Origin of the sequence: Pseudomonas sp. HR96, from assembly GCF_034059295.1 — a bacterium.
In the GTDB taxonomy this organism is placed as follows: Bacteria; Pseudomonadota; Gammaproteobacteria; order Pseudomonadales; family Pseudomonadaceae; genus Aquipseudomonas.
Genome location: NZ_CP139142.1, coordinates 1 through 22,459, shown reverse-complemented (window position 1 = coordinate 22,459; position 22,459 = coordinate 1). Strand labels below are relative to the sequence as shown.

Genomic DNA, 22,459 nt, shown 5'->3' with positions numbered 1-22,459 from the left:
AGGAAAGGCAGTTATTGAGGGCAAATTTTGTCTTCTCAATCATCAGTTAGAAAATTTTTTTCAGTTTTGTCGACCAAAATTGAAACTTGGGTCAGCCGACTCTCGACTCGATTACGTCCCTTAGATTTAGCAAAGTAAAGAAATTGATCAGCGTCATCCAGAGCTTTGGTGTGGCCATCCTTGATTGGTGCGCTCACCGCCACAACCCCCGAACTAATGGTAACAATTCCTGCTGGGCTTGCTGAGTGGTCTATTATTGTATTAATAATGCATAGCCTTATATTTTCAGCAACTTTCAACGCTCCGGTTAAATCTGTTTCGGGCAATAAGACTACGAACTCTTCACCTCCATATCGTGCGGCAAGATCGCCCGGTCTATTCACGCAGGTTCTGATGATCGAGGAAACTTTCCTCAGACACTCATCTCCCTTTATATGGCCGTAGTGGTCGTTGTATTGCTTGAACCAGTCAATATCCATTAAAATAATAGCTACAAGTGATTTATTCCGGCTGGCTCGTCCCCATTCTTTTTCCAAAGCAATGTCAAAGCAGCGTCGGTTGGCTAGACGTGTAAGGCTATCAGTCTGGGCAATAATTTCCAACTCGCCTCTTGCCGTCTTGAGCTCATTTTCAGCAGCGATCAACTGTTGAATTTGCCGGTACAACAGGGCCCCGAGCAAACCCAACGCCAAAATTATTATTCCGATCAGAGCCATGGACCGATATGCGTAGGCCCACCACGGCGCGAAGACATGCTGGCAGGACACGCCAGCGGCCACGACGATAGGCAACCCAGAAACTCGCCGATAGGCATAAATCCGTTCTACATCATCTACTATGGATTTGATGATACCGGTGCCGCTATCGCTGTGTGGTAAGTAACGAGTGAAAATGTCCCCTTTGGCAACATTTGTCGTCATCAATGCCCCTAGAGTTGGTCGTCGAGCCAGTAAGTCGCCGTTGTTTAGCGCAAGAAAGATAACTCCCTTGTCATCCACATCCATGCGCTCGAAGAAAGCTTGAAAATAGGCGACAGGGATGGTTGCCAATGCTACACCTGCGAACGTTCCGTCAGGAGCATTGATACGTCGGCTAATCGGAATGATCATATCGCCGCTAGTGCGGCTCTGCACAATAGAGCCCACATGAATGGAATCATCGGCATGGTCGCGGTGGTAGATGAAGTAGGCGCGATCGCCATTATTTTTTGCCTGTATATCTTGAGAAAAAGTGTTTGCAACCCAGTTTCCATGGATATCGTAGATAAATAATCCCTGAATCCCCTCAACGGTCCCCACATTTTGAAGCATCAACTTCACCAAGCGAACTCGCTGATTACCGGCTACTCCATCATGCTCCACGCGCTCGACGAGATTACGTAGCGTATTATCAGCCTGGCGTACGGTATCTTGGGCTTGCTGTTCAGCAGCTCGAACGATATTTGAGACTGCTATTTTAGCGGTGGCGACCCGTTCGTTCCTGGACTGGTTCATCTGCCACATGGTTGCCAGAGTCAATGATAGGCAGACCAAGGCGATGAAGCCAATCATTGCCCTGGTGAGCGTTGAAGGGGCAAGCCTCGTCGAGACAAAGGGGAGAAAGCTCATAAGGTCGTCATCAAATTGGCGGTTCGACCAGATATGCAGTTTCCGTACCCTTTGGTCGAAATGCTTAGCATGGACATCCTATCGGGCAACCCTTCTGCCGTCGGCTTTTCTTGCCCAAAGTCCAAGCGCTAACACTTGAACGAAAATCCACATGCCTAGCTCCAGCAGGTATAGAGAACGCGAGGTCGCGCTCAGTCACTCATCGCGACGCGTTGTTTTTCCCAGTTACTATCATGGTAAAGATGAACAGCCCTTGGCCGATACATGCAAAAGACTGGAGGTTAGCTCATGTTCAATAGACGTCTCAGGAAAGAAAATGCAGTGCTTAACGAAAAGCTTGTCGTTCTTGAGCAGGTCAAGGCCGGTTTGGATGCCGAATCGATAGGCATCCTGGTTGACGCGCAGAAAAAAATAGAGTGGGTCAACGAGAAATTCGTCACGGAGCTGGGATTCTCAGTTGCCGAGGTCATAGGAAAATCCATCGAGTCTCTTTTTCCTTCCGAGTTAAAAAACGATGAATTTCAAAAAAAGGGGGGCGCGGCGATAACGCTGGGAAAGCACTATAGTGGCACTTTGCGATTAATTAGCGCCGCCGGCCGGCAGGTCTGGCTGAGATCCTTGATAATGCCAGTCTATTCCAGTGCGAAGGAGCTCACGCACATTGCCCTTTATGCCAGCAATCTGACGCGAACGATCGAAAAATCGCGTGAAAATGAAAACCTCGTGGCTGCCCTGATGCGCTCGACCGCCGTTATCGAGTTCGATCTGCAAGGCAACATCCTCTCGGCCAACGACCAATTTCTTAGCGCAATGCATTACGACCGAGGGCAGGTAGTCGGGAAGCACCACTCGATGTTCTGCAAAAGTAGCTTTGTCCAGACTGACCAGTACGCTGGTTTCTGGGAAAAATTGCGCAACGGCGTTTTTTTTTCAGATCGGTATGAACGTATCGACAGCTATGGTCAGTCTGTTTGGCTGGAGGCGACCTACAATCCGATCGCCAATGCCGAAGGTAAAATTTACAAGATCACGAAGTTGGCTACCGACGTCACTAGTCAGGTAATGCGCGAAAAAGAGATTGCCGATGCCGCACGGGGGGCATTTGAGGCCTCAAAGGAAACAGACAGTGCTGCCAAAGAAGGGCGCCACGTCATCCTGCAAACCCGCGAGGTCCTGAAAAACCTGGACGAATCGATGGATGCGGCTACGCAGAGCATCAATGCGCTGGACGAGCAAAGCCAGATCATCAGTAGCATCGTTAAAACGATTGGCGGCATTGCGGAGCAGACCAATCTGCTGGCTTTGAATGCCGCGATAGAGGCAGCAAGAGCCGGTGAGCAAGGACGGGGGTTTGCGGTTGTCGCGGATGAGGTACGCCAGCTAGCTTCCCGAACGACCCAGGCCACCAAAGAAATTGTCGATGTCGTGGTTAAGAACCAGACGCTCGCGGTAGGAGCGGTAGACACTATCGGTCACAGCCGGGAGCATGCCACACAGGCTTACGAGTTGGCTAAGGATGCGGATGTTGTTATCGAAAAGATTCAGGGAATGGCCGTTCAGGTCGTCGACTCCGTCAGCCAGTTCATCAAAAACTCCTGATAGCTCGAAATTGGAACCGCTATGATCAAGGCAAGTTATCCATTTGATGAGATTTGCAGGCTCGAGGCCTTGGCCGAATACAATGATGTGAGCCTGGATGATCTGCCTTCGCTCGACCACATCGTTGAGCTTGCAGCCAAGCTTTTTGATGTGCCGATGGCTTTTATCTCCTTGATTCGAGAGGACACCCAGGTCTTCCACGCGAAGGTCGGGATTCACGAGGAGAAAACGTCAAGAGACATATCGTTCTGCAGCCACACTGTTTTGAGCAATGATCTGTTGGTTGTGCTGGACGCGCTGTACGACTACCGCTTTCACGACAATCCGCTGACAGTTAATTCGCCGCACATACGATTTTACGTTGGGATGCCCTTGAGGAGTCCTGACGGCTATCCCATCGGGACTCTGTGTCTGGCCGACAAACTGCCGCGAAACAGCTTTTCGGACAAGGACATGAACACATTGTCCGAGCTTGCCAAGATCGCCATGGATGCGATGGAAATGCACCGCTTGGAGATTGCCCGAAGGGTGGGACAGCGGCGCTTCGAGGGTATTGCCAATAACTCGCCTGACTGCATTTTGTGTGCTGATAGCAACGGCTTGGTGACTTACTGGAACCCGGCCGCCCAAAAAATCTACGGGTACACACCTGCTGATATGATCGGGAAAAGCATCGAATTTCTGCTACCACCTCACCGGCGGGGACACCACGCGATCAACCTGGCAATCTCTGCGCACGGTCAGAACCCTCAGCAAGTCGGTAAGACAGTAGAGCTCATTACTCTGTGCAAGGATGGTTCGGAGGTGGTAGCCGAATTGTCGCTATCGATGTGGTTCGAAAATGGTCATATCGCCTTCGGAGCTATTTTACGGGACATAAGGGAGCGGCGATCTGCTGAAGAAAAGCTGTTCAAGATGGCCCACCTCGATTCGTTGACAAATCTACCTAATCGCGTGGTGCTCAAGAACAGGCTCGATGAACATGTTTTGAAAAAAGACCAGTTCGGACTGATGCTGATCGATCTGGACAATTTCAAGGAAGTCAATGATACGTCTGGCCATCCTGCTGGTGACGAGATTCTGAAGCTTGCAGCCCAACGTCTGCTTTCAATGGTGCGAGCGACCGACACGGTTTGCCGGTTGGGTGGTGATGAATTTGCCATCATCTTTCTCAACGTCAAGGATGAAAGAGCTGTCAATGATCGTGCCCATTACATCATCGAAGCTCTGCAGCAGCCCTACACCCATAATCATCAGGTATTCAACCTTGGAGGTAGTATAGGTATTGCTACCTTCCCATTGGACGCGGCAACCACAGATGAGCTTGTCAGCAATGCCGACATGGCCCTGTACCAAGCCAAAATCGAAGGAAAAAACCGCTGGCATCGATTTAGCCCTGTTCTGCGTGCCCAAGCTATCGAGCATCGCAAGCTTAGAACTGAGCTGGCAGATGCAGTGCGTAGTCAAGAGTTCGAGATGTACTACCAGCCCCAAGTCCTGCTCCACGATGGAACCTTGATAGGGGCCGAGGCGTTGATTCGCTGGAATCACCCTACCCGTGGTGTCCTGTCCCCAGTCCACTTTTTGAACGAGTTGGAAAACAGTCGGGACGCAGCCATTATTGCTTCTTGGATACTGGACCAGGCCTGCCAACAGGCTTCGTTATGGAGGCGATTCAATGCTGGCTTTCGCATAGCGGTTAACGTGTTTTCGAAGCAGTTGGACTCAATATACTTTTTTACTCAAGTCAAGGAAGCACTGGACAAGTATGGGCTCGCTCCCGAGGGTTTGGAGATAGAGGTGACCGAGAACATTTGCCTGGTCGATAACGAGAACATACAAAAAAATCTTGTGCGCCTTTTCGAGTTGGGCGTGGGTATTGCTTTTGATGATTATGGTACGGGGTTTGCCTCGCTTAGCGTGCTCAAGAATTTTCCGCTGACGAAGATCAAGATTGATCGATCGTTTGTCACCAGCATGCAATCGTCGGAAACAGATGCGGTGATCATTCGCTCGATTATTCAATTGGGCAAGGGGTTGGGCTACTCAGTTATCGCGGAGGGCATCGAGACCGAAAGCGAAGCGCAACAATTGATGAGCAAGGGATGTACGGAGGGGCAAGGTTATCTGTTTGGATACCCTATGTCGGCTAACGATTTCGAAAAACTTTTTGTTGCCACCCAAGCATATCGCTGAGGTGTAGTGGTCTAATAAAGTAGGATACCCATTAAGGCGAAATGCGCGGTATTAGAACTTTTTGATGACCGAACGGCTGTACCATTTCGCTTGAATCCAAGCGCGGAATCGCCCGCTTTGTGCTCGATCAATGCTGGATTTCTGCCTTACAGCCTGCCAAAAACCATCTCAGACCATTGGCAGTTGGTGACTGTAAATAACGGATTTTATGGTAAACGGAGCGAGCTCCAGGCTTGGCTAGCAACGGCTAACGCCTACGCATAGGTAGCCTGCTTATAGCCGACAACCGCTTGCGACTGCTGACGTTTTCGGCCCGATAGCTGTCACCGACCAGCCTCGATTTTGTCATTTTCCGTAAATACCAGGTAGGGCCTGCTGATACCCTCGTCAGGAGGCCCCTGCCTAGATCCAGCACGTCTCCAGTGCAATCCTGACAGAGAGCGCCTGCATGACTATCCGCCGCGCTACTTCGCGTCGCCCAGGACGATTCAAACACTTGATTCGCGTTGCATCCGTCACTTGCCTTCTCTCAGCGCACGATGTGGCATTGTTGTAGCTCACCCATACCACAGGATTCGCGTCACCGAGCTGGCTTTGTGGAGGTCGCAGACGTGCTGTACCCCAGTTGAGCCATCAAGCTCGAGGTGTAGTTGCGAGCGGACATCATGAAGGTTTGCAGGCCACGAAATCTCTATCTGAACCCATGCCAAATGTCTGGCGGCGCTCGATGCGTGGTTTGAGGTGCGTCACCGGCGCCGTTGGGGACTTTCCGGAGCGGATGAATACCGAGGGTTTCGCCCAGGTTCAAAGCTGGTTATGACGCACAAGGGGAGCCAGCAGAATTCGGAAAAAATTGTACGCTAAGCCGATTCGGTTTGTGGTCCGTGAAAAACGGCACCACCCGCTGCAGGTCCTGCGGAGCTACCCAGGAAGAGTGGCAAGTGCGCCGCCCCTCCATGCACGACACTGCAGTGTCCCACCTGGATACCGGAAAATCAGTATCCAAATCGCGACCTACGAAGGCTCTTGGAAGATGGCGCCAGGCTGGGCTGGGAGAGCGACTGATTGCGGGTCGTCTGTTTTGAGCATTCCTACCCATATGCGGGTCAGTAGATAACCCTTGCTCCGACACGGTAACGGGTAGCTTCAAAACTCTTGAGCCCCCTGAACCCCAGGGGCTTTTTTTGCCTTGAATTTGCTCCTGCATCAAATCTCACGCCCCGTTGGTCGATCCGATCGGAGGCCTTAGGCGTTTTCGTGTCCATTCAGTTACCTGCACATGATCGTTTTCGTCGTGCTTGGAAACTTTTGACTAATAGCCGGCGGACAAGTGATATGAGCTCGATCATCGTGGTAGAAGACGAGCAGACCATCTTGATGCTCATGACCGATATCCTGGAGATGAAAGGGCATGAGGTTAGGGCCTTCGGCGAAGCGGATTCAGCCTGGAACCACATCCAGATGCATGGCTTCAATGCTGACCTACTGATCACGGACTTGAAGATGCCGGGCAAGATCGATGGCGTCGAGCTGGTCAACAGGCTGCACCAGGTACTGCCGGAAATTCCTATCCTAGTGGTTTCGGGATACCACGTCGCTGCGGATACCTGCATGCACGACGATCATGTACATTTCCTGCGTAAGCCCTTCAGCCTCGACCAGTTAAATGCGATCTGCGACACGTTAACGCATCATTGATAGAGATATCGTTCGTTGTCTCAACCTCAGCATTTGCAGCACGACCTTGGCGCGATAACTGCCGGTCGTGTGACCCCATCACTGATGGGGAGCCTCCAGAACTCGGAAAAAATCCTACGTCAAGCACTGCCGACGGAAGACAGCTCTTCGTACCTTTTGGATTGTGTCCGATTGCAGTACACCTTAACCACGCGCCAGGCCGTTTAAGGGAAGGCATGCTTTTGAGCTTAATGTCTTGCCAGGTAGAAGCCTGGAACCTTCCTGGCCCTTTGGCATTCTCAACCAATGTAAGACGCTTGTAGTGACGCTTCGAAGAAACGAGCCGCTCACTGGCATGCGCTCCTCCATACGCTGGTCCTTGGTGTTCACCATGACGCCCTGCCACGACAGGGCTGATTCAACGAAGGACAGACAACGAAAAACCCGCTAGGCCCTTCGAAAACATTGGGGAGTGCGGGTTTTTTTATGCCCAGAAACTGCCACAATCGCCCGAATCAACTCGCGGGTTCTACGGCAATGACTCTTTCCCATCCCGGCCTGGTGCGCTGGAACTGGTTATGGCAGTTTTCGGGATCAAGCGTCTTTTGCCGGCAATGCCACGCCTGGCAGGATCAGGTGCAAATAGCCGAGCCCTTTGTCCATGCTCTGCAATGCCAACTGGCCAAGCTGCCCGCGCAGTTTCCGTTGTAGGAGTTCCAAGATCTGCTGGTGCAAAGGGCCGCACGCCTGGAACTTGGCCGCTCAGATCGTCGTCCTCGCTGACATGAACCCTGGTTCATTGATCAAGACCAGTGCGGGAAGGTATTACCTGCGCCGGTCCGCAGACGTACTACGATTCTGCACCCAGACATGCTCCAACTGGATACGCATGAAACGGCACAGGCGCGCATCGATCATGTGGGCGTCTTCCAGGGCCAGGAGATAGCCATTGCAAAAGTTGTAATGCTGCTCACTGGCGGCGAATGTGTGGCTGTCACGGAAGGCTACGATGGCGGCAACCCAGGAAGCGTAAACGGTATCTGGCAAACTAGCAGGCAAGCCAGTGGTATGGTCGAAGGGTGATGGAATGGAAGGCTGAGCTGGCATAGGTGCTTCCAGGTACTGAAGATTTGGACTTATCAAATAGACCTAACGTTAGGGCGATCGTCTCCATTTGCGGCTTGTGTTACTGACTATAGGTAGGCCTTTGCCGCGCCCATCGACCTGTGATCAGCCAGTTTTGGTGGGTTGCAACCAAACTTCGTGTACGATTTGTCCGAATTCTTAAATTGTCCTAATACTTGCTTCAATCATCTGAGGTGTTACATGTCTCGTCTTGCTGAATTCCGCCACCTGGAACAAGAACTGGCTCGCCAAACGGCACAGCTGGAAGAAATGAAGAACGATGAAGGTCTCAAGCGCGAGGTTGAGTTCGAAACCAAGCTGCGCGACTTGCTGGCTGAGTACAATTTCAGCCTCAAAAACATCATTGCGGCGATCGACCCTCAGTCTTTGAACCGAGGTGCACCGCAGCCGCAGCCCAAGCGTACGCGCCGGCCTCGCCAGGTGAAGGTCTACAAGAACCCGCACAGCGGTGAAACCGTAGAGACCAAGGGTGGCAATCACTCGATTCTAAAACAGTGGAAAGCAGAGCATGGTGCCGATGAAGTCGAGACCTGGTTGCAGTAACGAGGACTCAAGGCGTCAATGTGGAACCAGGTGCCCATGCACCTGGTTCAAACTGGGTGATCATTCGTGCTAGACCCGAAGTAATGAACTTTAGCCCCTGTGGTGTAGCCCTAATTGAGGCTGTCACCCTGGCAGCTACCGTCATGTGTGCCTTCTGCCCCGCACTTGCGGGGTTTTTTTTGCTCGAATACGTGCGTCCGCTAAGGCTCTGCCGGTACCAGCTGCCCCTGCCCGTGAAATTTTCCTAGAACACCTCGGCACGCGGGCCTGTAAGCTATTCAGGAGGCCCGCTGCCAACTCTCTCAGGATCGTCCGCGATTCGTCACCAATCCTGATAGAGAGCCCTATGACTACACCCGTCCGCCGCGCAACATCCCTTCGCCCTGGTCAACTCAAACACCTAATCCGCGTTGCCGGTATAACCGGGCGTATGCCTGAGCGTGACGTGCTTTTGCTATGGCTGACCCACACCACCGGCATTCGTGTTACCGAGCTGGCCTTGGTGGAGATCGCAGACGTGCTGTACTCCAGCGGAGCCATCAAGCCCGAGGTGTATCTACGCGCAGACATAACAAAGGGCTGCCGACCGCGCAATGTGTACCTGACCCACGCTCGATGCCTAGCCTCTCTGGACGGCAGGATCGCGGTTAGCTTACGGCGCCGCTGGGGCCTTTCCGGCACTGACGAATACCGAGGCCTGCGCCCAAGTTCAAAGCTGGTCACCACACACAAGGGCCAAGCCTTTGAACTGGCGTTCAAACATCGCGAGCTGGAGAGCGGGCCGGAGGTGTACAGGGCTTGTGATTCGCTCCAGCAGACATCAGCAGGCTCTACCGGCAGGCCGGTATCAAGCAGGGATCGTCGCATAGTGGCAGACGCTCACTTGCAGCAAAGGTGCTGGCCGCGACTGGTGACGTTGAGACGGTGCAAATGATTCTTGGGCATTCCGATCTTGACCATTCGAAGCCGTACCTGTCAGTGGATCAAGCCACTATACGGCGTGCTTTTGAGCTAGCATTGTAGATACTATGTTTATACAAAACGCTTGCGGCTAACGTGCTTAGTATCTACAATGTGCATCCCTTTTAGGAGGTTGTTATGGAAGTCAAAGTGCAGCAGTGGGGCAATAGCGCGGCGATTCGCCTGCCTGCAACCGTGCTTAAGCTAATGAATCTGGTCAGTGGCGATGTGCTGAAACTCGATGTGTCCGCCGAGGTTATGACCCTCAAGGCTGCGAAGGCCAAGCCGCATTACGCGCTGGCCGAGCTGATGGCGCAGTGTGACTTGAGCGCGCCGGAACCTGCCGACATGGCAGCGTGGAATGCCATGTCAGCCGTTGGGCGTGAAGCGTGAAGCGGACCAAATTCAACCGTGGCGATATTGTGCGCCTGAACCTGAATCCCACCGCTGGCCGTGAGCAGCAAGGCGATTTTCGTCCTGCGCTGATCATTTCGCCTGCGGCCTTCAACGTGTCGGGCTTGGTCCTGATCGCGCCCATCACCCAAGGCGGGGATTTTGCTCGCTATGCCGGTTTTGCCGTGCCACTGAGCGGTTCCGGCACCGAGACCCAAGGCGTGGTGTTGTGCAATCAACTCCGCACCGTTGATCTTGAGGCTCGTGGGGGCAAGCGCGTAGAGGCGGTCCCCGAGGTGGTGATGGACGATGTACTAGCCCGCATTCAAGTGCTGATTGAGTAAGGAAAAGAACCATGGCAAACGAAAAGAAAATCATGGGCTGACAGGTAGAGTTCGAAGACGGTTCTGTCGAGCTGTGGAAGGTCTCCGATATCAACGGCGAGCCGGCATTCGGTCGCTGGGTGACGCCATTGGTTGCCGGCGGTGAGGCTGTCGACCTGGCCCCCGATCAGGCCGCCGACTGATCAAGGAAAACCTTTCCGGCTACCCCCTTGAGGTACATGATGGCTCAACCGCGCCCCTTGGTGTCGACAGGTAACATCGGATTCGATTCGATCCTCAAGGGCGGACTGCCCAGCAGTCGGCTCTACCTTTTGGAAGGTACACCGGGAGCTGGTAAGACCACATTGGGCCTTCAGTTTTTGTTGGCCGGTGTCGCTGCCGGGGAACCTGTCTTGTCCCTATTGGCGACAAACCGTTGTTACCAGTAGGCCGTCCTTGTACAAGCGCGTCAGATGGCATTCTCCCTAATCGCTTGCCAGGTCGTCGAAACCTCCGGCTTGAAGCCGAGGCTTCTGGCCAATGAACCGTCCATGACTCCAAACCAAGGTTTTACGAGCGGCGAATCAATAGCATCCATCGCGGAGCCGGCTGGCCGCTCCATTCAGTCCAAAATTTCAAGGAATATCGATGGAATCGATCATTTTTGTTGAGGACGACCACAAATTCTTGACCTTATGGTCGATATCCTTGAAATGCATGGCTACCGCGTGAGGGCATTTGCAAGCGCTGATGCGGCTGGAACCACATCGAGAGCGGCAATCACGACTTGAGGCTGCTTATCACTGATTTAAAAATGCCGGGCGAGATTGAAGGGGTCGGGTTGGTTCATCGAGTGCATGAGAAATTTCCTAAGATTCCTATCGTCGTCGCCTCGGGTTATCACAGCGAGTCCGATTCTTTGTATGTGGATCAGGTATACTGGTTGCCCAAGCCCTTCACGCTCGATCAGTTACATAACGCGTGTCAGCAACTGGCACCGATGAGGTAGCTCAGACTGTATTGGTGATATCCGCCCGGCGATTAGACACTGCTAAGGTCACCGATACCACCTCGGTGCGTTCTCGCGAATAGCGGGTTTAGCTTGCGCTTCCGAGCAAGTGCCAGCAAAAACAGGTGTAAACCGCACTGGAAGCCGATAAAGGCTTGTCCCCAATGCTACGACAGATGTGCAACCTAGTCCCAATGAGGAAGCACGGACAATTGCACCTGTGACCCCTTCGCTCGTAGCTCGTTAAGCGCATACATGACGATCAGCCTGAATACCTGTGGATTATTCAGCTCGTGAGCTGCGATACTTCGTCGTGCTTCTATTTTCAGGTTCACATCGATCAATCGTAAAACCATTTTATCACCATCCTTGGTCATCTCGTGGGTGATCGAAGGATTCAGGCTGTGCAGCACCTGGAGCACATCGGGCATGTGAAATCCTCACATCGGTGAACGGCGGTTTATGGATTACACGCCTGTTGACGAAGTGACGCTTTCAGTTTCTCGCAGCAGTCCTCGTCACCTTGGATTTTAGCCAAGGATTTCGAGAAGCCCAGTCGCGCAATGAATTCGATGCACATTCAACTTTTCCCAGCCCTGGCACCAGTCAGTGACACGACCTGAGGTCTCTGCGGTGATCACCGCAGACTCGATCGCGCTGTCGAGTACCCCGCGGTTATAGGCGTGAGTCTGATAGAGCTGGTGCTTCAGCTGGACGATCTCCTCGAACAGCGTGTCGAGCTCGGATGGCGGGTTGGCTGCGTGCAAATCAGATACCTGGGTGCGAAAAGCCTGGAAAGGGGCAAGGACACGCTACTGATGAGCCGCCGTAAGGCCTTGAGCCACCACTTCTGACAGGCGTGTACCAAATGGTTAACAAGCCGACGCTTGGGCCACAACGAAAAAGCCCGGCAGGAGCCGGGCCTTTTCAGCAACTGATGGATCAGGACTGAGCGCGAGCCTGGTCGCGCAGCGCCTTGACCTGATCATGATTGCGCAGAACGCCCTGGTACTGCTCTTCGATCACGGCGCGGATATTGGCGGGGAGAAAGTCTTTTTCCAGCGCTTTGCTATAGCTTTTCTTGGCCACGTCCTCGCCACGCTCGGCCTCGTTGAGGACCGCCTCTTCATCCTTGCCGGTGATCAGCGACTTGAGGTCGACCCAGCGGCGATGCAGGTCGGCGCTGACGCTGGTAGAGGTCTCAGGGTCGCCTCCCAGGCTGCGGACCAGGCCCTGCAGCTCGGCAGCGGAGGTGGCGCAGCCGGCGGCGCGTTTAACGAACAGCGCCTTCAGTTCGGCAACCTTGATGTCTTCGGCGCAGGTCTTGAAACCCTCCTCGCCGTCCTTGCAGGTTTCGATCAGGTCGTTCAGGACCTTGATGGTGTCTTCGGCTACGTCGGTCATTTTGCAGGTTCCTGTGCAGAGTTTAGTTACGGCCTAGCTGTTAGGCGCTGGCACCCATCCACAGTTCACCTTTTATGTTTGCTGGACAAGCGGCAGGGTGGCGATAAGGAAATTTTCAAACCGTTCATCGCTCCAGTCCCTCCAGTAGGAAACTCGCGACCGTGGCCCAAGAGATCACCAGTAGGTACTCTTGGGCACTGAATTTATTGAGCGAATTCGCCAGCGGGCTTGAGGTGGGTGAGAGGCTCATGATCCGCGCGACGAGGCTCAGGCAATTGGGAAGACCACATCGTGCCCGCCGGGGGGCAAGCCTGCGAATGCAAGTCGCGATAGCGGCGGTTATCTGACTGAAAAACGGCCCTTCAGAAGATTTTTTTCTTCGACCCAGAGCTTAACGAATGTCTGTTGACCGGGGGTGACTGTTTTTCAAATTGAGGAATGCCTGAAGCCTGAAGCACCATGCTCCAGTGAAATGCCCGTCGGCCTCAACCGATAGCCTTGACCGACACCACCTCGACGTAGCGATATTTCTTCCGGGCCGCTTTAACCGATTCCTGCTCGGCCAGCAGCCTGCTGATCGTATCGGCCTCGTGCACATAGGCCTGCGTCGCGCCTTCAAACACATTGCCCACCTGCAGGGTCACCCGCATCCGCGGCGTGAAGGCCTTGCTCGGTTTCTTTTTCCGGGCCGGCACCGACGCCACGATCACCACGTCGGGGATGTGCGCCATCGGATCGTGGATCGTCACCTGCGGCGCAGGCGCGTGCGACGCCCCAAACAACGCCTGGCGCATGTCTTCTTCATCTTCTTCAGTAAGTTCAACGGTCATGCCATGTCTCGGGTGATGTCAGTTATGTCAGTGATTCAATAAAAGTCGGTCGTCCGCTCGGCGGCGGGCAGGGGGCACCGGGATCGACCGGCGCCGGGGCGATGGCTCAATCATCCTCCGGCCCGCCGCCGAACAGCCCCCTATTCTCCATCTTCCCCGTCCTCCTCACCGTGTCCGCCCTCCCCGCTCGGCCCCCGGATCGCCACCGGCTGCGCCTGCAGCTTGTCATACGCGATTTGCAGCTGCCGCAGCTGCAGCCCCGCACTCTCAGCTTGGGCCCGCAGCCCGGCGCTTTACTCGCAGGCGTTCGAGCGCTGCACGCGCAGCTGATCGACGAGCTCGCGGCTGTGCGCCAGTTCCCGGGTCAGCCGTTCGGTCTCGAGCTTCGCCGCATCGAGCACCCGGCTGGTCTCCATCATCAGATGGTTCGTGGTGCTCTCAAAGATGGCCGCCTGGCGGCTGACCTCGGCGCGCAGCGCGCCGTTCTCCTCCTGGTGCACCGCCTGCAGGCGGGCGAGCTCGGCCGCGTGGGTCTGCGCAAAGCGCCCCATCTCCTCCTGGTGCGAAGTCTGCAGACGCGCAAGCTCCGTGGCCTGCCGCTGCGTCTGCCGCTGCGCCTGCTGCTGATGCTGCGTCATCACCTCGCGCAGCTCGCTGCGGACTTCATCTTGCTCCGCCTGGGCCTTGTCCAGCTGCGCGCTCAACCGCTGCACCTGCTCGCTCAGCAGCGCGATCTGCCGTTCCTGGTCGGCGAAACACCCCTCGGCTTGCTCCGCCCGCTCCAGCGCGGCGGCGGCGCGCGCCGTGGCCTGATCCGCCTGTTGCACATGCCCCGCGCGCTCGATCTCGTACGCGCGGTGGCCTCGTTCAAGGCCACCTCCCACACGCTGTCCAGGGCCTGGCACACCGCCTCCGGGATCCCGGGGCGCTTGAGCCGCGCACTGAGCAAGGGCCCCGTTCGCGCCCAGAGCTGCTTGACCTCGTCCGCTATCACGGTCGGCGACGCCGTCACGCCACGGTCTTCCAGGATCCGCACGCGGATCGCACTGATCGACACCTCCCCACCGGCTTCAAGCAGCTGCGCGGCGTAATGGCGCACCCAGGTCGCGGGTTCTCGGGGTGCCCATGGTGGGATAGATCAAGGTCACAAGCCTTTTTTCCTTTTTTGGTGACGAAGAGTGGGTCCGCCGGGTCGGTTTTTGGCGGCGGGGCCCCGTGTTGACAGGGCTGCTTTGTCAAAAGGGCCGTTTTGGAACAGAAAATGTACTCAAGCCCTGCGGATGCCCTCAAAAACCCGCGCACTGTATGGACAGTTCGATAAAACTACCGTTTTAAGAACCGCTATAGCGGGTACCACGGAAGGCAATAACACCCCGAAAGCTCGTTTCATAAGCCGAAGGTAGCTATATCACACCTCTAGATGGAAAAAGCGAATCGCGGTTCGGGCGTACGCTGGTTTTGAGTTCCGATGCTCCTCAAACCAAAAATGTGAAAAATTCGTTAGAAAGGCCTGAAATGATATTGATTGCTATTCGTGATAGGTGACATGCTTGCGAAACAATATCACTTGTAAATTTGTAGGAGCTTTCGTCGTCCATGCGTAAACCTTTCCCACTGACCGTGCCAGCTCTTTCGCTGATCACCCTCAGCATCCTCAACCAGGCTCACGCTGAGGACAACACCCTGAGCCTACCTGCTACCAGCATCAACACCACCGCCGTAGATCAGGACGAAGCACCGGCAGCGGGTTACCAAGGCAAACCCAGCAGCACCACTACGCGCCTCAACCTCACCGCCCAGCAGACCCCGCAGGGCGTTACCGAGGTGAAGCGCGAGCAATTGGACGACTTCAAGCTCAACAGCATTCGCGACGTGCTAACAAATACCCCGGGCGTCAACGTGCAGAAGGTTGAGACCGATCGTACCTACTTCACCGCCCGCGGTTTCGACATCACCAACTTCCAGTACGACGGCATGGGCATGCCCCTCACCAACGGCCTGCTGGTCGGTGACTATGACATGGCGCTGTACGAGCAGGTGGACATCCTGCACGGCGCCAACGGGCTGATGACCGGCAACGGTAACCCGTCCGCCACAGTCAACTTCGTGCGCAAACGCCCCACCTATGACCCGCAGGCCTCGGTGACCGTGGGCGGCGGTTCGTGGGACAAGCGCCGCGTTGACATCGACGTGTCCGGCCCGCTCACCGACAGCGGCAACGTGCGTGGCCGCCTGGTGTACGCCAACGAAACCGGCAATTCTTACCTGGATCGATATTCCCGGGAAAAGAACATCTTCAGCGGCACCCTGGCCTTCGACCTCACCGAAAACGACATCCTCACCGTGGGCTACGAAGACCAGAAGACCGATGCCAACGGCTCTAGTTGGGGCGCGCTGCCGTTGGTGGACGGCAACGGCAAATCCATTCATTACAGCGGCCGGTCCAGCAACATCTCACAGCCCTGGGTGTACTGGGACGTGCACACTACCCGCGCGTTCGCCGAGTGGCAGCATCAATTCGCTAACGACTGGAAGTCTACCGTCACCCTGACCGGCATGGAGCACCGCGAAGACACCGAGATGTTCTATATCTACAGCGATGCCACCTTGGCCACCGGCTACACCGGCCTTGCCTCCAAGTACAAGGACAAGAACCGCGAGGTGGACGGCGACGTTTCCTTCAGTGGCCCCATTACCCTGGGCGGCCGCGAGCACCAGCTGACCTTCGGCGCGAACGTGGCGCGCTCGCGCAACCAGGAAACCTCCTTGTACGGCACGTCCTCGGACTACACCGCCGTGTCCCTGGACGACGCCCTGAGCGGGAGCATTCCGCGCACCACCGACTGGAATATCGCCAGCGCCGCCGCTACCTCCAACTACACCGACCGCCAGAAGAGCCTCTACGCCGGTGCCCGCTGGAGCCTGGCCGACGACCTGCACCTGATCACCGGTGCGCGCATGCTCAACGCCGACAGCGACGGCGAAAACTACGACACCGCGCGGGATGTACGCATTCACGGCAAGGTCACCCCGTACGCCGGCGTGGTCTACGACCTGACCCCGCAATATGCGCTGTACGCCAGCTACACCGAAATCTTCAATCCACAATACTCGCTCAACTCGCAGGGCAAAGTGCTCGACCCGCTGCAGGGAAAAAGCTATGAAGCCGGCATAAAAGGTCACCTGCTGGACGACAAGCTCGACGTTTCCGCTGCCGTGTTCCACACCAAGCAGGACAACGTCGCCACCTACGCCGGCTACGACGCCAGCCTGGGCGGCTACCTGTACAACGGCCTATCGTACAAAAGCGACGGTCTGGAACTGGAAACCTCCGGCGAGTTGGCCCCCAGCCTCCAAGTCAGCGGCGGCTATACCTACGTGTACATCACCGACGCCGACGACAGCCGCGCCCGCCGCTTCATTCCTCGCCACCAGCTGAACGGGTCTATGACCTACCAGCTGCCCATGGCGCCGAAAGTCAAAGTGGGTGCCAACCTGACCTGGCAGAGCAAGATTGCAACCGACGATCTGCCAGCGTCGAACCAGGGCGCTTACGCATTGCTGGGGTTGATGGGCAAATACGACATCGACAGCCACTGGAGCGCCCAGGTCAACCTCAACAACGTCACCGACCGCAAGTACCTGCAAAGCGTGCGGTATGCGCAGAGCAACTACGGTGACCCGCGCAATGTGATGGCTTCGGTTACCTGGAAGTATTGATGGGGTAGCGGAGTAGCCCTGGGCCTGTAGTAGCTGTCGCAAGGCTGCGTCCCGCCGCACCGCTTTGCACCAGCTGCTCCGGGGCTGTTAACGCCACCGCAGAATGGACCCAGTTTCCAAAATCTTGCTGACCCAGGCTTCCATCCTGCGCACTATTATCGATGCTGGATATTTACCGATTATTGCTGGGTCAGCTCGGCACTGGTCATTAGGTCAATTCGGCATCAGCGCCAACACTTACAAACGTTTTGCCGGATATTCCTGGATTTTAAAGCTTGAATTGACCAACCAGCGTATTGAACGAGATAGCCAGTCGCGATAACTCGTGACTCGAGGCGTTGGTTTGGTTGGCTCCTGCAGCCGTCTGTGTAGACAGGTCCTGAATGTTCACCAGGTTACGGTCTACCTCACGGGCTACCTGAGCCTGTTCCTCTGCCGCGCTGGCAATCACCAGGTTGCGCTCGTTGATCTGGTTGACGCCTTCGCTGATTCGCTCCAGCGCCAGGCCAGCTTCAGTAGCCAGCGACTGGGTGCTTTGTACGAGGGTTCTGCTTTTACCCATGGCCTGAACCGCTTCGTCGGCTCCGTTACGCACTCGAGCGATCATGGCTTCTATTTCGCCCGTTGAGGATTGGGTGCGATGAGCCAGAGCTCGGACTTCGTCGGCCACAACAGCAAAACCTCGGCCCTGCTCACCGGCCCTTGCGGCCTCAATCGCAGCATTCAGGGCCAGCAGGTTGGTCTGTTCAGCAATGCCGCGGATGACCTCCAGAACCTGAGTAATGTCATGTATCTGTCCAGCTAAAGCTTCCACACGCTGGGTAGAGTCATTGATTTCCACGGTCACAGTATTGATGGCGGTCACGGCCTGTTTCACCTGTATCTGACCTTTTGCAGCGTCTTCAGCGGTCTGGCTGGATATCTGCGAAGTGCTGGCTGCATTGCGCGCCACTTCTTCAACAGCAGCCGTCATCTCATTGACTGCCGTGGCCGCTTGCTGGATTTCATCGTTTTGCGTCACCAGACCACGCGTGCTGTTTTCAGTGACGGCGGTCAGTTCTTCTGCTGCAGATGCCAATTGATCGGACGCATTGGCGATCTGCTGCACCGTGCCTTTTAGGTTGCTTTGCATGTCGGAGAGCGACTTCAGGAGCTGCCCCGTTTCATCAGTGCCTCGAACTTCAATATGCCCGGTCAGGTCGCCCTTCGCAATTCTACCCGCTCCTTCAACCGATCTATAAATGGGCCTCGTGATCATAGCCGTTACAATCATGCCGAGTGCGACGGCGCACACGATGGCAATCAGGCAACCGATAATCAGTACCCACCTGACCTGGACGTTTGTGCTCGCCGCAGCTTGGGTGGTTTCATTAGCCTGGCGAGCATTTGACTCGGTCATGATTTTGATTTCGCCAACCACCTTCTTGTACGCCGGCGTCACGCTGTCGGTGGCGATCATTCTTGCCTGCCCGACATCACCATTTTTGAGTACCGCAAAGCCTGAGTCCATCGCCGAAATGTACGCAGGCCAGTCACGCTCAAAATCATCGCCAGCAGCTCGCTCATCCGGTTCCAGTGGCGTGGTCCGATAGGCCTTGAACACAGTTTGAGCTTCGGATTGATTATCGCGATAGGACTGGATAGCCGCATTGATATCATCTGCGCCGGCATGGGCGGCAGTCAGCACTATGGTCTTGAAAAAGTCACGGTTGGTGGCAATGGCGTTTGCCTTGAGCTGATCAGTTTTTTGAATGGAAACGAGGTTATTACTAACGATGTCCTGCGTTTGCCCGTACAGTTTGGCAATGCCGGACTGGCCAAGCGCCGCGACGGCGACGGTGATCAGTGCGCACAAACCGAAGGCAAGCAGCAGTTTGGACTTCAGTTTGAAATGGGTCAGCGAGGACATTGGCGATACTCGGCAGTTTTTGGGGAAAGAGCTTCCAGACCATCGGCTGGGCGGGAGTTAACTTTAAGTCGACAGGATCAATAGTCGATACTCGCTAAAAGGTATGAGTGTAGTGGATCAACTGCCATCGGCCTGACCTAAAGGCATCAGCTCAAAAGTACACCGGACCGTCACGGCCGTCGGTGATCTTGCCTGGGCGACCTTCACCGATGGCCATGACCGACACCACCTCGACGTAGCGATATTTCTTCCTGGCCACTTTGACCGCTTCCTGCTCGGCCAGCAGCCTGCTGATCGTATCGGCCTCATGCACATAGGCCTGCGTCGCCCCTTCAAACACGTTGCCCACCTGCAGGGTTACCCGCATCCGCAGCGTAAAAGCCCCGCCACGTTTCTTTTTCCGACCTGCTGTGGCCACTGCCGGCGGCACAATCACCACGTCGGGGATGTGCGCCATCGGATCGTGGATCGTCACCTGCGGCGCAGGTGCCTGCGCGGCGCCGAACAACGCCTGGCGCATGTCTTCTTCAGTCAGTTCAACGGTCATGCGTGTCTCGGAGGATGTCAGTACTGCCATGAATACGTAGGCCAAGCGACCTGCCGATACAGCCGGGTCAGCCGCCTTGCGGGTAAGACGTGATGATGCCTCATCCCGCCGCGCAAAAAAGCCCCTTACGCGCCACCTTCCTTGCGACCTGTTGAGCCACCAGCCCGTCATAGGCCGTTTTCAGCTGCCGCAGCTGCAGCCCCGCACTCTCGGCCTGGGCCCGCAGCCCGGCGCTTTCCTCGCGGGCGTTCGAGCGCTGCACGCGCAGCTGGTCGACGAGCTCGCGGCTGTGCGCCAGTTCCCGGGTCAGCCGTTCGGTCTCGAGCTTCGCCGCATCGCGTACCCGGCTGGTCTCCATCATCAGATGGTTCGTGGTGCCTTCAAAGATGTCCGCCTGGCGGCTGACCTCGGCGCGCAGCGCGCCTGCTCGGCCCCGTGCGATGTCTGCAGACGCGCAAGCTCGGTGGCCTGCCGCTGCGCCTGCTGCTGATGCTGCGTCATCACCTCGCGCAGCTCGCTGCGGACTTCTTCGTGCTGCGCCTGGGCCTTGTCCAGCTGCGCGCTCAACCGCTGCACCTGCTCGCTCAGCAGCCCGATCTGCCGTTCCTGATCGGCGAACCGTCCCTCGGCGTGCTCCGCCCGTTCCAGTGCGGCCGCAGCGCGCGCCGTGGCCTGGTCCGCCTGCTGCACATGCCCCGCGCGCTCGATCGCGTACGCCGCGGTGGCCTCGTTCAGCGCCACCTCCCACACGCTGTCCAAGGCCTGGCACACCGCCTCCGGGATGCCGGGGCGCTTGAGCCGGGCACTGAGCAAGGGCCCGGTGCGCGCCCAGAACTGCTTGACCTCGTCCCCCACCACATTGGGCGAGGCGTTCACCCCATGGTCGTCCAGGATCCGCCCGCGGATCGCGCTGATTGACACCTCCCCGCCCGCTTCGAGCAGCTGCGCGGCGTAATGGCGCACCAGGTCGCGGGTTCGGGGAATAGGGGTCAATTGAGAAAACGGAAAAAAATCGTACGCTAAGCCTTCGCCCCGTCAGATTGAGGCCATAGAACCTAGTGCCAAAGCGTCAGACAATGGACAAAGCGGCCCTACACTGACGCGGATGAGTAACCTGTCTGACGCACGTCTTAGGTGTACTTCAAACGGGCACACCTAAAACCGTAGGTATCTGAAAGATATGGTGGGTTTGCTTAAAAAACTGATCGCAAACAATAGCCTAACGTACGATTTAGTCCGCTTTCTGCGGGCTCCCCAACTGCAGATTCTTGACCTGATGGTCGAGGTCTTGGAGGAGTTAGGCTACCGTGTGAAGGCTTCTTCCAGCGCGGATGCTGCTTGGTAATACATCCAGACGCAGTCCCAGTCCGTCACACTTCTGACCACAGACCTGAAGATGCCGGGTCAAATCGATGGCGTCGATCTGGTCGCACGCGTTCACCAAAAAATTCCCAAGGCTCCGATCGTCGTGGCCTCGGGGTATCACAGCGATTCTGACGTGCTGCATATTGATCGGGTGTATTGGTTGCCCAAACCTTTCACGCTCGCGCAGCTGAACGAGACGTACCAGTTGCTCGTCCCGCACACCTGAATGACACGTTACCGATCCAAGATCTGACGGATTTTCAATGCTAATTCGTGCAGAGTAAACGGCTTGGGTAGTAACGCAACGCCGCGATCCAGCATGCGGTTGTGCACAATAGTGTCAACGCCATTGCAGAATTGATCCAGTTTTCGAAATTTTGCTGACCCAGGCTCCATGCTGCACGCCATTGTCAATGGCTGGATATTTACCGATTAATGCTGGGTCAGCTTGGCACTGGCCACTGGGTCAATTCGGCATCAGCGGCAATCCTACTCTATCTAGCGATCATTTTCGCCTAGAAGCTTTTTTGGGTTAGTAGATATCTACAGATTAGGCCTTATGAATATCCTTTTTCAGCCGATGACTTGTCATGTCAATGCGAGCGCCCGCCATGTTCAATTCCCGTCTCAAGAAAAAAATCCAGCAACTCGAGCAGCGGCTTGCGGCGTTGGAACACGTCAAGACCACGCTCGACCAGCAAACCGTCGCTGTGACGCTCGATGCCGCCGGCGTCATTGTGCAAGCCAACGCATTGTTCGAAAAGGAGCTGGGGTTCACTCAGGTGGAACTGGTGGGTCGCCCACTGCGCGAGCTGAGCCCTCATGAATTGAGCAGCGACGTCCATCAGCGTCGCGCCCTGGATGCCATAGCCAAAGGCTCGCACTACAGCGGCACGCTGCGCTTGACCAGTCGCCAGGGTTCTCACGTCTGGCTGCGAGTCATGGTGATCCCGTTCAACGGCGATGGCGGGATTCTCGAGCGCGTGGTGCTGTATTCAAGCGTTCTGACGCGAACCATTGAAGCCTCCCGCGAGAACGAGGCGCTCGTGGGGGCGCTGATGCGATCCACCGCCGTGATCGAGTTCACCCTTGATGGGGTGGTGCTAACAGCCAACAAGAACTTTCTGGATGGCATGGGTTACACCCTGGCTCAGATCGAAGGTCAGCATCATCGAATGTTCTGCCTGCCCTCTGATGCGCAGTCTGCCGGATACGAGGCGTTCTGGCAGAC

At 55.8% G+C, this 22,459-nt stretch carries 20 protein-coding genes and 6 pseudogenes; 14 read left to right on the top strand and 12 right to left on the bottom strand.

Translation table 11 applies throughout. From position 1 onward, the window contains the following. Positions 1-35: 35 nt before the first annotated feature. Complete coding sequence (locus SFA35_RS25135; protein WP_320579510.1) at positions 36-1,607, bottom strand: sensor domain-containing diguanylate cyclase; 1,572 nt, start codon at positions 1,605-1,607, stop codon at positions 36-38. A gap of 288 nt (positions 1,608-1,895) precedes the next feature. Here SFA35_RS25135 and SFA35_RS26880 point away from each other — a divergent pair. The 4 genes and pseudogenes from SFA35_RS26880 to SFA35_RS25120 all read left to right on the top strand — a co-directional run. Then, positions 1,896-2,624: pseudogene (locus SFA35_RS26880) on the top strand (PAS domain-containing protein); the annotation flags it as partial. Between the two features lie 204 nt (positions 2,625-2,828). Beyond that, positions 2,829-3,206: pseudogene (locus tag SFA35_RS26875) on the top strand (methyl-accepting chemotaxis protein); the annotation flags it as partial. A 21-nt stretch (positions 3,207-3,227) separates the two neighbouring features. Further along, entirely contained in the window at positions 3,228-5,402 is a 2,175-nt protein-coding gene (locus SFA35_RS25125) for an EAL domain-containing protein (protein ID WP_320579505.1), read from the top strand. 1,335 nt (positions 5,403-6,737) lie between these two features. Beyond that, a complete protein-coding gene (locus SFA35_RS25120; protein WP_320579503.1) occupies positions 6,738-7,100 on the top strand; it encodes a response regulator in 363 nt (120 codons plus the stop codon). Positions 7,101-7,673: 573 nt separating this feature from the next. Here SFA35_RS25120 and SFA35_RS25115 read toward each other — a convergent pair. Beyond that, the gene (locus SFA35_RS25115) at positions 7,674-7,814 is read right to left on the bottom strand and encodes a hypothetical protein (RefSeq protein ID WP_320579500.1); all 141 of its coding nucleotides are present in this window, start codon (positions 7,812-7,814) and stop codon (positions 7,674-7,676) included. Between the two features lie 135 nt (positions 7,815-7,949). Between SFA35_RS25115 and SFA35_RS25110 the strand changes: the two genes are divergently transcribed. The 7 genes and pseudogenes from SFA35_RS25110 to SFA35_RS26870 all read left to right on the top strand — a co-directional run bounded on the left by SFA35_RS25110 (position 7,950) and on the right by SFA35_RS26870 (position 11,453). Next, positions 7,950-8,162, top strand: coding sequence for a hypothetical protein (locus tag SFA35_RS25110; protein ID WP_320579499.1), 213 nt, complete (start codon positions 7,950-7,952; stop codon positions 8,160-8,162). A gap of 243 nt (positions 8,163-8,405) precedes the next feature. Beyond that, entirely contained in the window at positions 8,406-8,768 is a 363-nt protein-coding gene (locus SFA35_RS25105; protein ID WP_320579497.1) for a histone-like nucleoid-structuring protein, MvaT/MvaU family, read from the top strand. A 346-nt stretch (positions 8,769-9,114) separates the two neighbouring features. After that, a pseudogene (locus SFA35_RS25100) lies at positions 9,115-9,791 on the top strand (tyrosine-type recombinase/integrase). A 75-nt stretch (positions 9,792-9,866) separates the two neighbouring features. After that, positions 9,867-10,121 (top strand): AbrB/MazE/SpoVT family DNA-binding domain-containing protein, encoded by a 255-nt coding sequence (locus tag SFA35_RS25095; RefSeq protein ID WP_110946373.1) that lies wholly within the window; start codon positions 9,867-9,869, stop codon positions 10,119-10,121. After that, positions 10,118-10,465 (top strand): type II toxin-antitoxin system ChpB family toxin, encoded by a 348-nt coding sequence (locus tag SFA35_RS25090; RefSeq protein ID WP_320579492.1) that lies wholly within the window; start codon positions 10,118-10,120, stop codon positions 10,463-10,465. The genes SFA35_RS25095 and SFA35_RS25090 overlap by 4 nt, the downstream gene beginning before the upstream one ends. Positions 10,466-10,686: 221 nt before the next feature. Next, positions 10,687-10,860 (top strand): annotated as a pseudogene (locus SFA35_RS25085) (ATPase domain-containing protein); the annotation flags it as partial. A 398-nt stretch (positions 10,861-11,258) separates the two neighbouring features. Then, on the top strand, positions 11,259-11,453 hold the full coding sequence (locus SFA35_RS26870) for a hypothetical protein (RefSeq protein WP_414058572.1): 195 nt from the start codon (positions 11,259-11,261) through the stop codon (positions 11,451-11,453). A 185-nt stretch (positions 11,454-11,638) separates the two neighbouring features. Here the strand turns inward: SFA35_RS26870 and SFA35_RS25080 are convergent, their stop codons facing one another. From SFA35_RS25080 to SFA35_RS26865, 6 genes and pseudogenes are all read right to left on the bottom strand, one after another. Continuing rightward, positions 11,639-11,884, bottom strand: coding sequence for a hypothetical protein (locus SFA35_RS25080; protein ID WP_320579490.1), 246 nt, complete (start codon positions 11,882-11,884; stop codon positions 11,639-11,641). A gap of 99 nt (positions 11,885-11,983) precedes the next feature. After that, complete coding sequence (locus SFA35_RS25075) at positions 11,984-12,220, bottom strand: hypothetical protein (protein WP_320579489.1); 237 nt, start codon at positions 12,218-12,220, stop codon at positions 11,984-11,986. Positions 12,221-12,395: 175 nt separating this feature from the next. After that, on the bottom strand, positions 12,396-12,857 hold the full coding sequence (locus SFA35_RS25070) for a PA2169 family four-helix-bundle protein (RefSeq protein ID WP_320579487.1): 462 nt from the start codon (positions 12,855-12,857) through the stop codon (positions 12,396-12,398). Positions 12,858-13,342: 485 nt separating this feature from the next. Next, positions 13,343-13,687: a hypothetical protein gene (locus tag SFA35_RS25065; protein ID WP_320579484.1), complete on the bottom strand. Its 345-nt coding sequence runs from the start codon at positions 13,685-13,687 to the stop codon at positions 13,343-13,345. Positions 13,688-13,980: 293 nt separating this feature from the next. Then, positions 13,981-14,571 (bottom strand): hypothetical protein, encoded by a 591-nt coding sequence (locus SFA35_RS25060; protein WP_320579482.1) that lies wholly within the window; start codon positions 14,569-14,571, stop codon positions 13,981-13,983. Between the two features lie 17 nt (positions 14,572-14,588). Next, positions 14,589-14,744 (bottom strand): annotated as a pseudogene (locus SFA35_RS26865) (hypothetical protein); the annotation flags it as partial. Between the two features lie 539 nt (positions 14,745-15,283). Here SFA35_RS26865 and SFA35_RS25055 point away from each other — a divergent pair. After that, on the top strand, positions 15,284-17,407 hold the full coding sequence (locus tag SFA35_RS25055) for a TonB-dependent siderophore receptor (RefSeq protein WP_320579481.1): 2,124 nt from the start codon (positions 15,284-15,286) through the stop codon (positions 17,405-17,407). Positions 17,408-17,675: 268 nt separating this feature from the next. Here SFA35_RS25055 and SFA35_RS25050 read toward each other — a convergent pair whose 3' ends face one another. From SFA35_RS25050 to SFA35_RS25035, 4 genes are all read right to left on the bottom strand, one after another. Further along, positions 17,676-19,316, bottom strand: a complete 1,641-nt coding sequence (locus SFA35_RS25050) for a methyl-accepting chemotaxis protein (RefSeq protein WP_320579479.1) — start codon at positions 19,314-19,316, stop codon at positions 17,676-17,678. Positions 19,317-19,467: 151 nt separating this feature from the next. Beyond that, positions 19,468-19,863 (bottom strand): hypothetical protein, encoded by a 396-nt coding sequence (locus SFA35_RS25045; RefSeq protein WP_320579477.1) that lies wholly within the window; start codon positions 19,861-19,863, stop codon positions 19,468-19,470. Between the two features lie 100 nt (positions 19,864-19,963). Continuing rightward, positions 19,964-20,224: a hypothetical protein gene (locus SFA35_RS25040; protein ID WP_320579475.1), complete on the bottom strand. Its 261-nt coding sequence runs from the start codon at positions 20,222-20,224 to the stop codon at positions 19,964-19,966. Further along, a complete protein-coding gene (locus tag SFA35_RS25035; protein WP_320579473.1) occupies positions 20,224-20,826 on the bottom strand; it encodes a DNA-binding protein in 603 nt (200 codons plus the stop codon). The genes SFA35_RS25040 and SFA35_RS25035 overlap by 1 nt, the downstream gene beginning before the upstream one ends. A gap of 385 nt (positions 20,827-21,211) precedes the next feature. Between SFA35_RS25035 and SFA35_RS25030 the strand changes: the two genes are divergently transcribed. Both SFA35_RS25030 and SFA35_RS26860 read left to right on the top strand, forming a co-directional pair. Further along, positions 21,212-21,454, top strand: a complete 243-nt coding sequence (locus tag SFA35_RS25030) for a response regulator (RefSeq protein WP_320579624.1) — start codon at positions 21,212-21,214, stop codon at positions 21,452-21,454. A gap of 364 nt (positions 21,455-21,818) precedes the next feature. Then, positions 21,819-22,181 (top strand): annotated as a pseudogene (locus SFA35_RS26860) (PAS domain-containing protein); the annotation flags it as partial. Between the last annotated feature and the right edge of the window lie 278 nt (positions 22,182-22,459).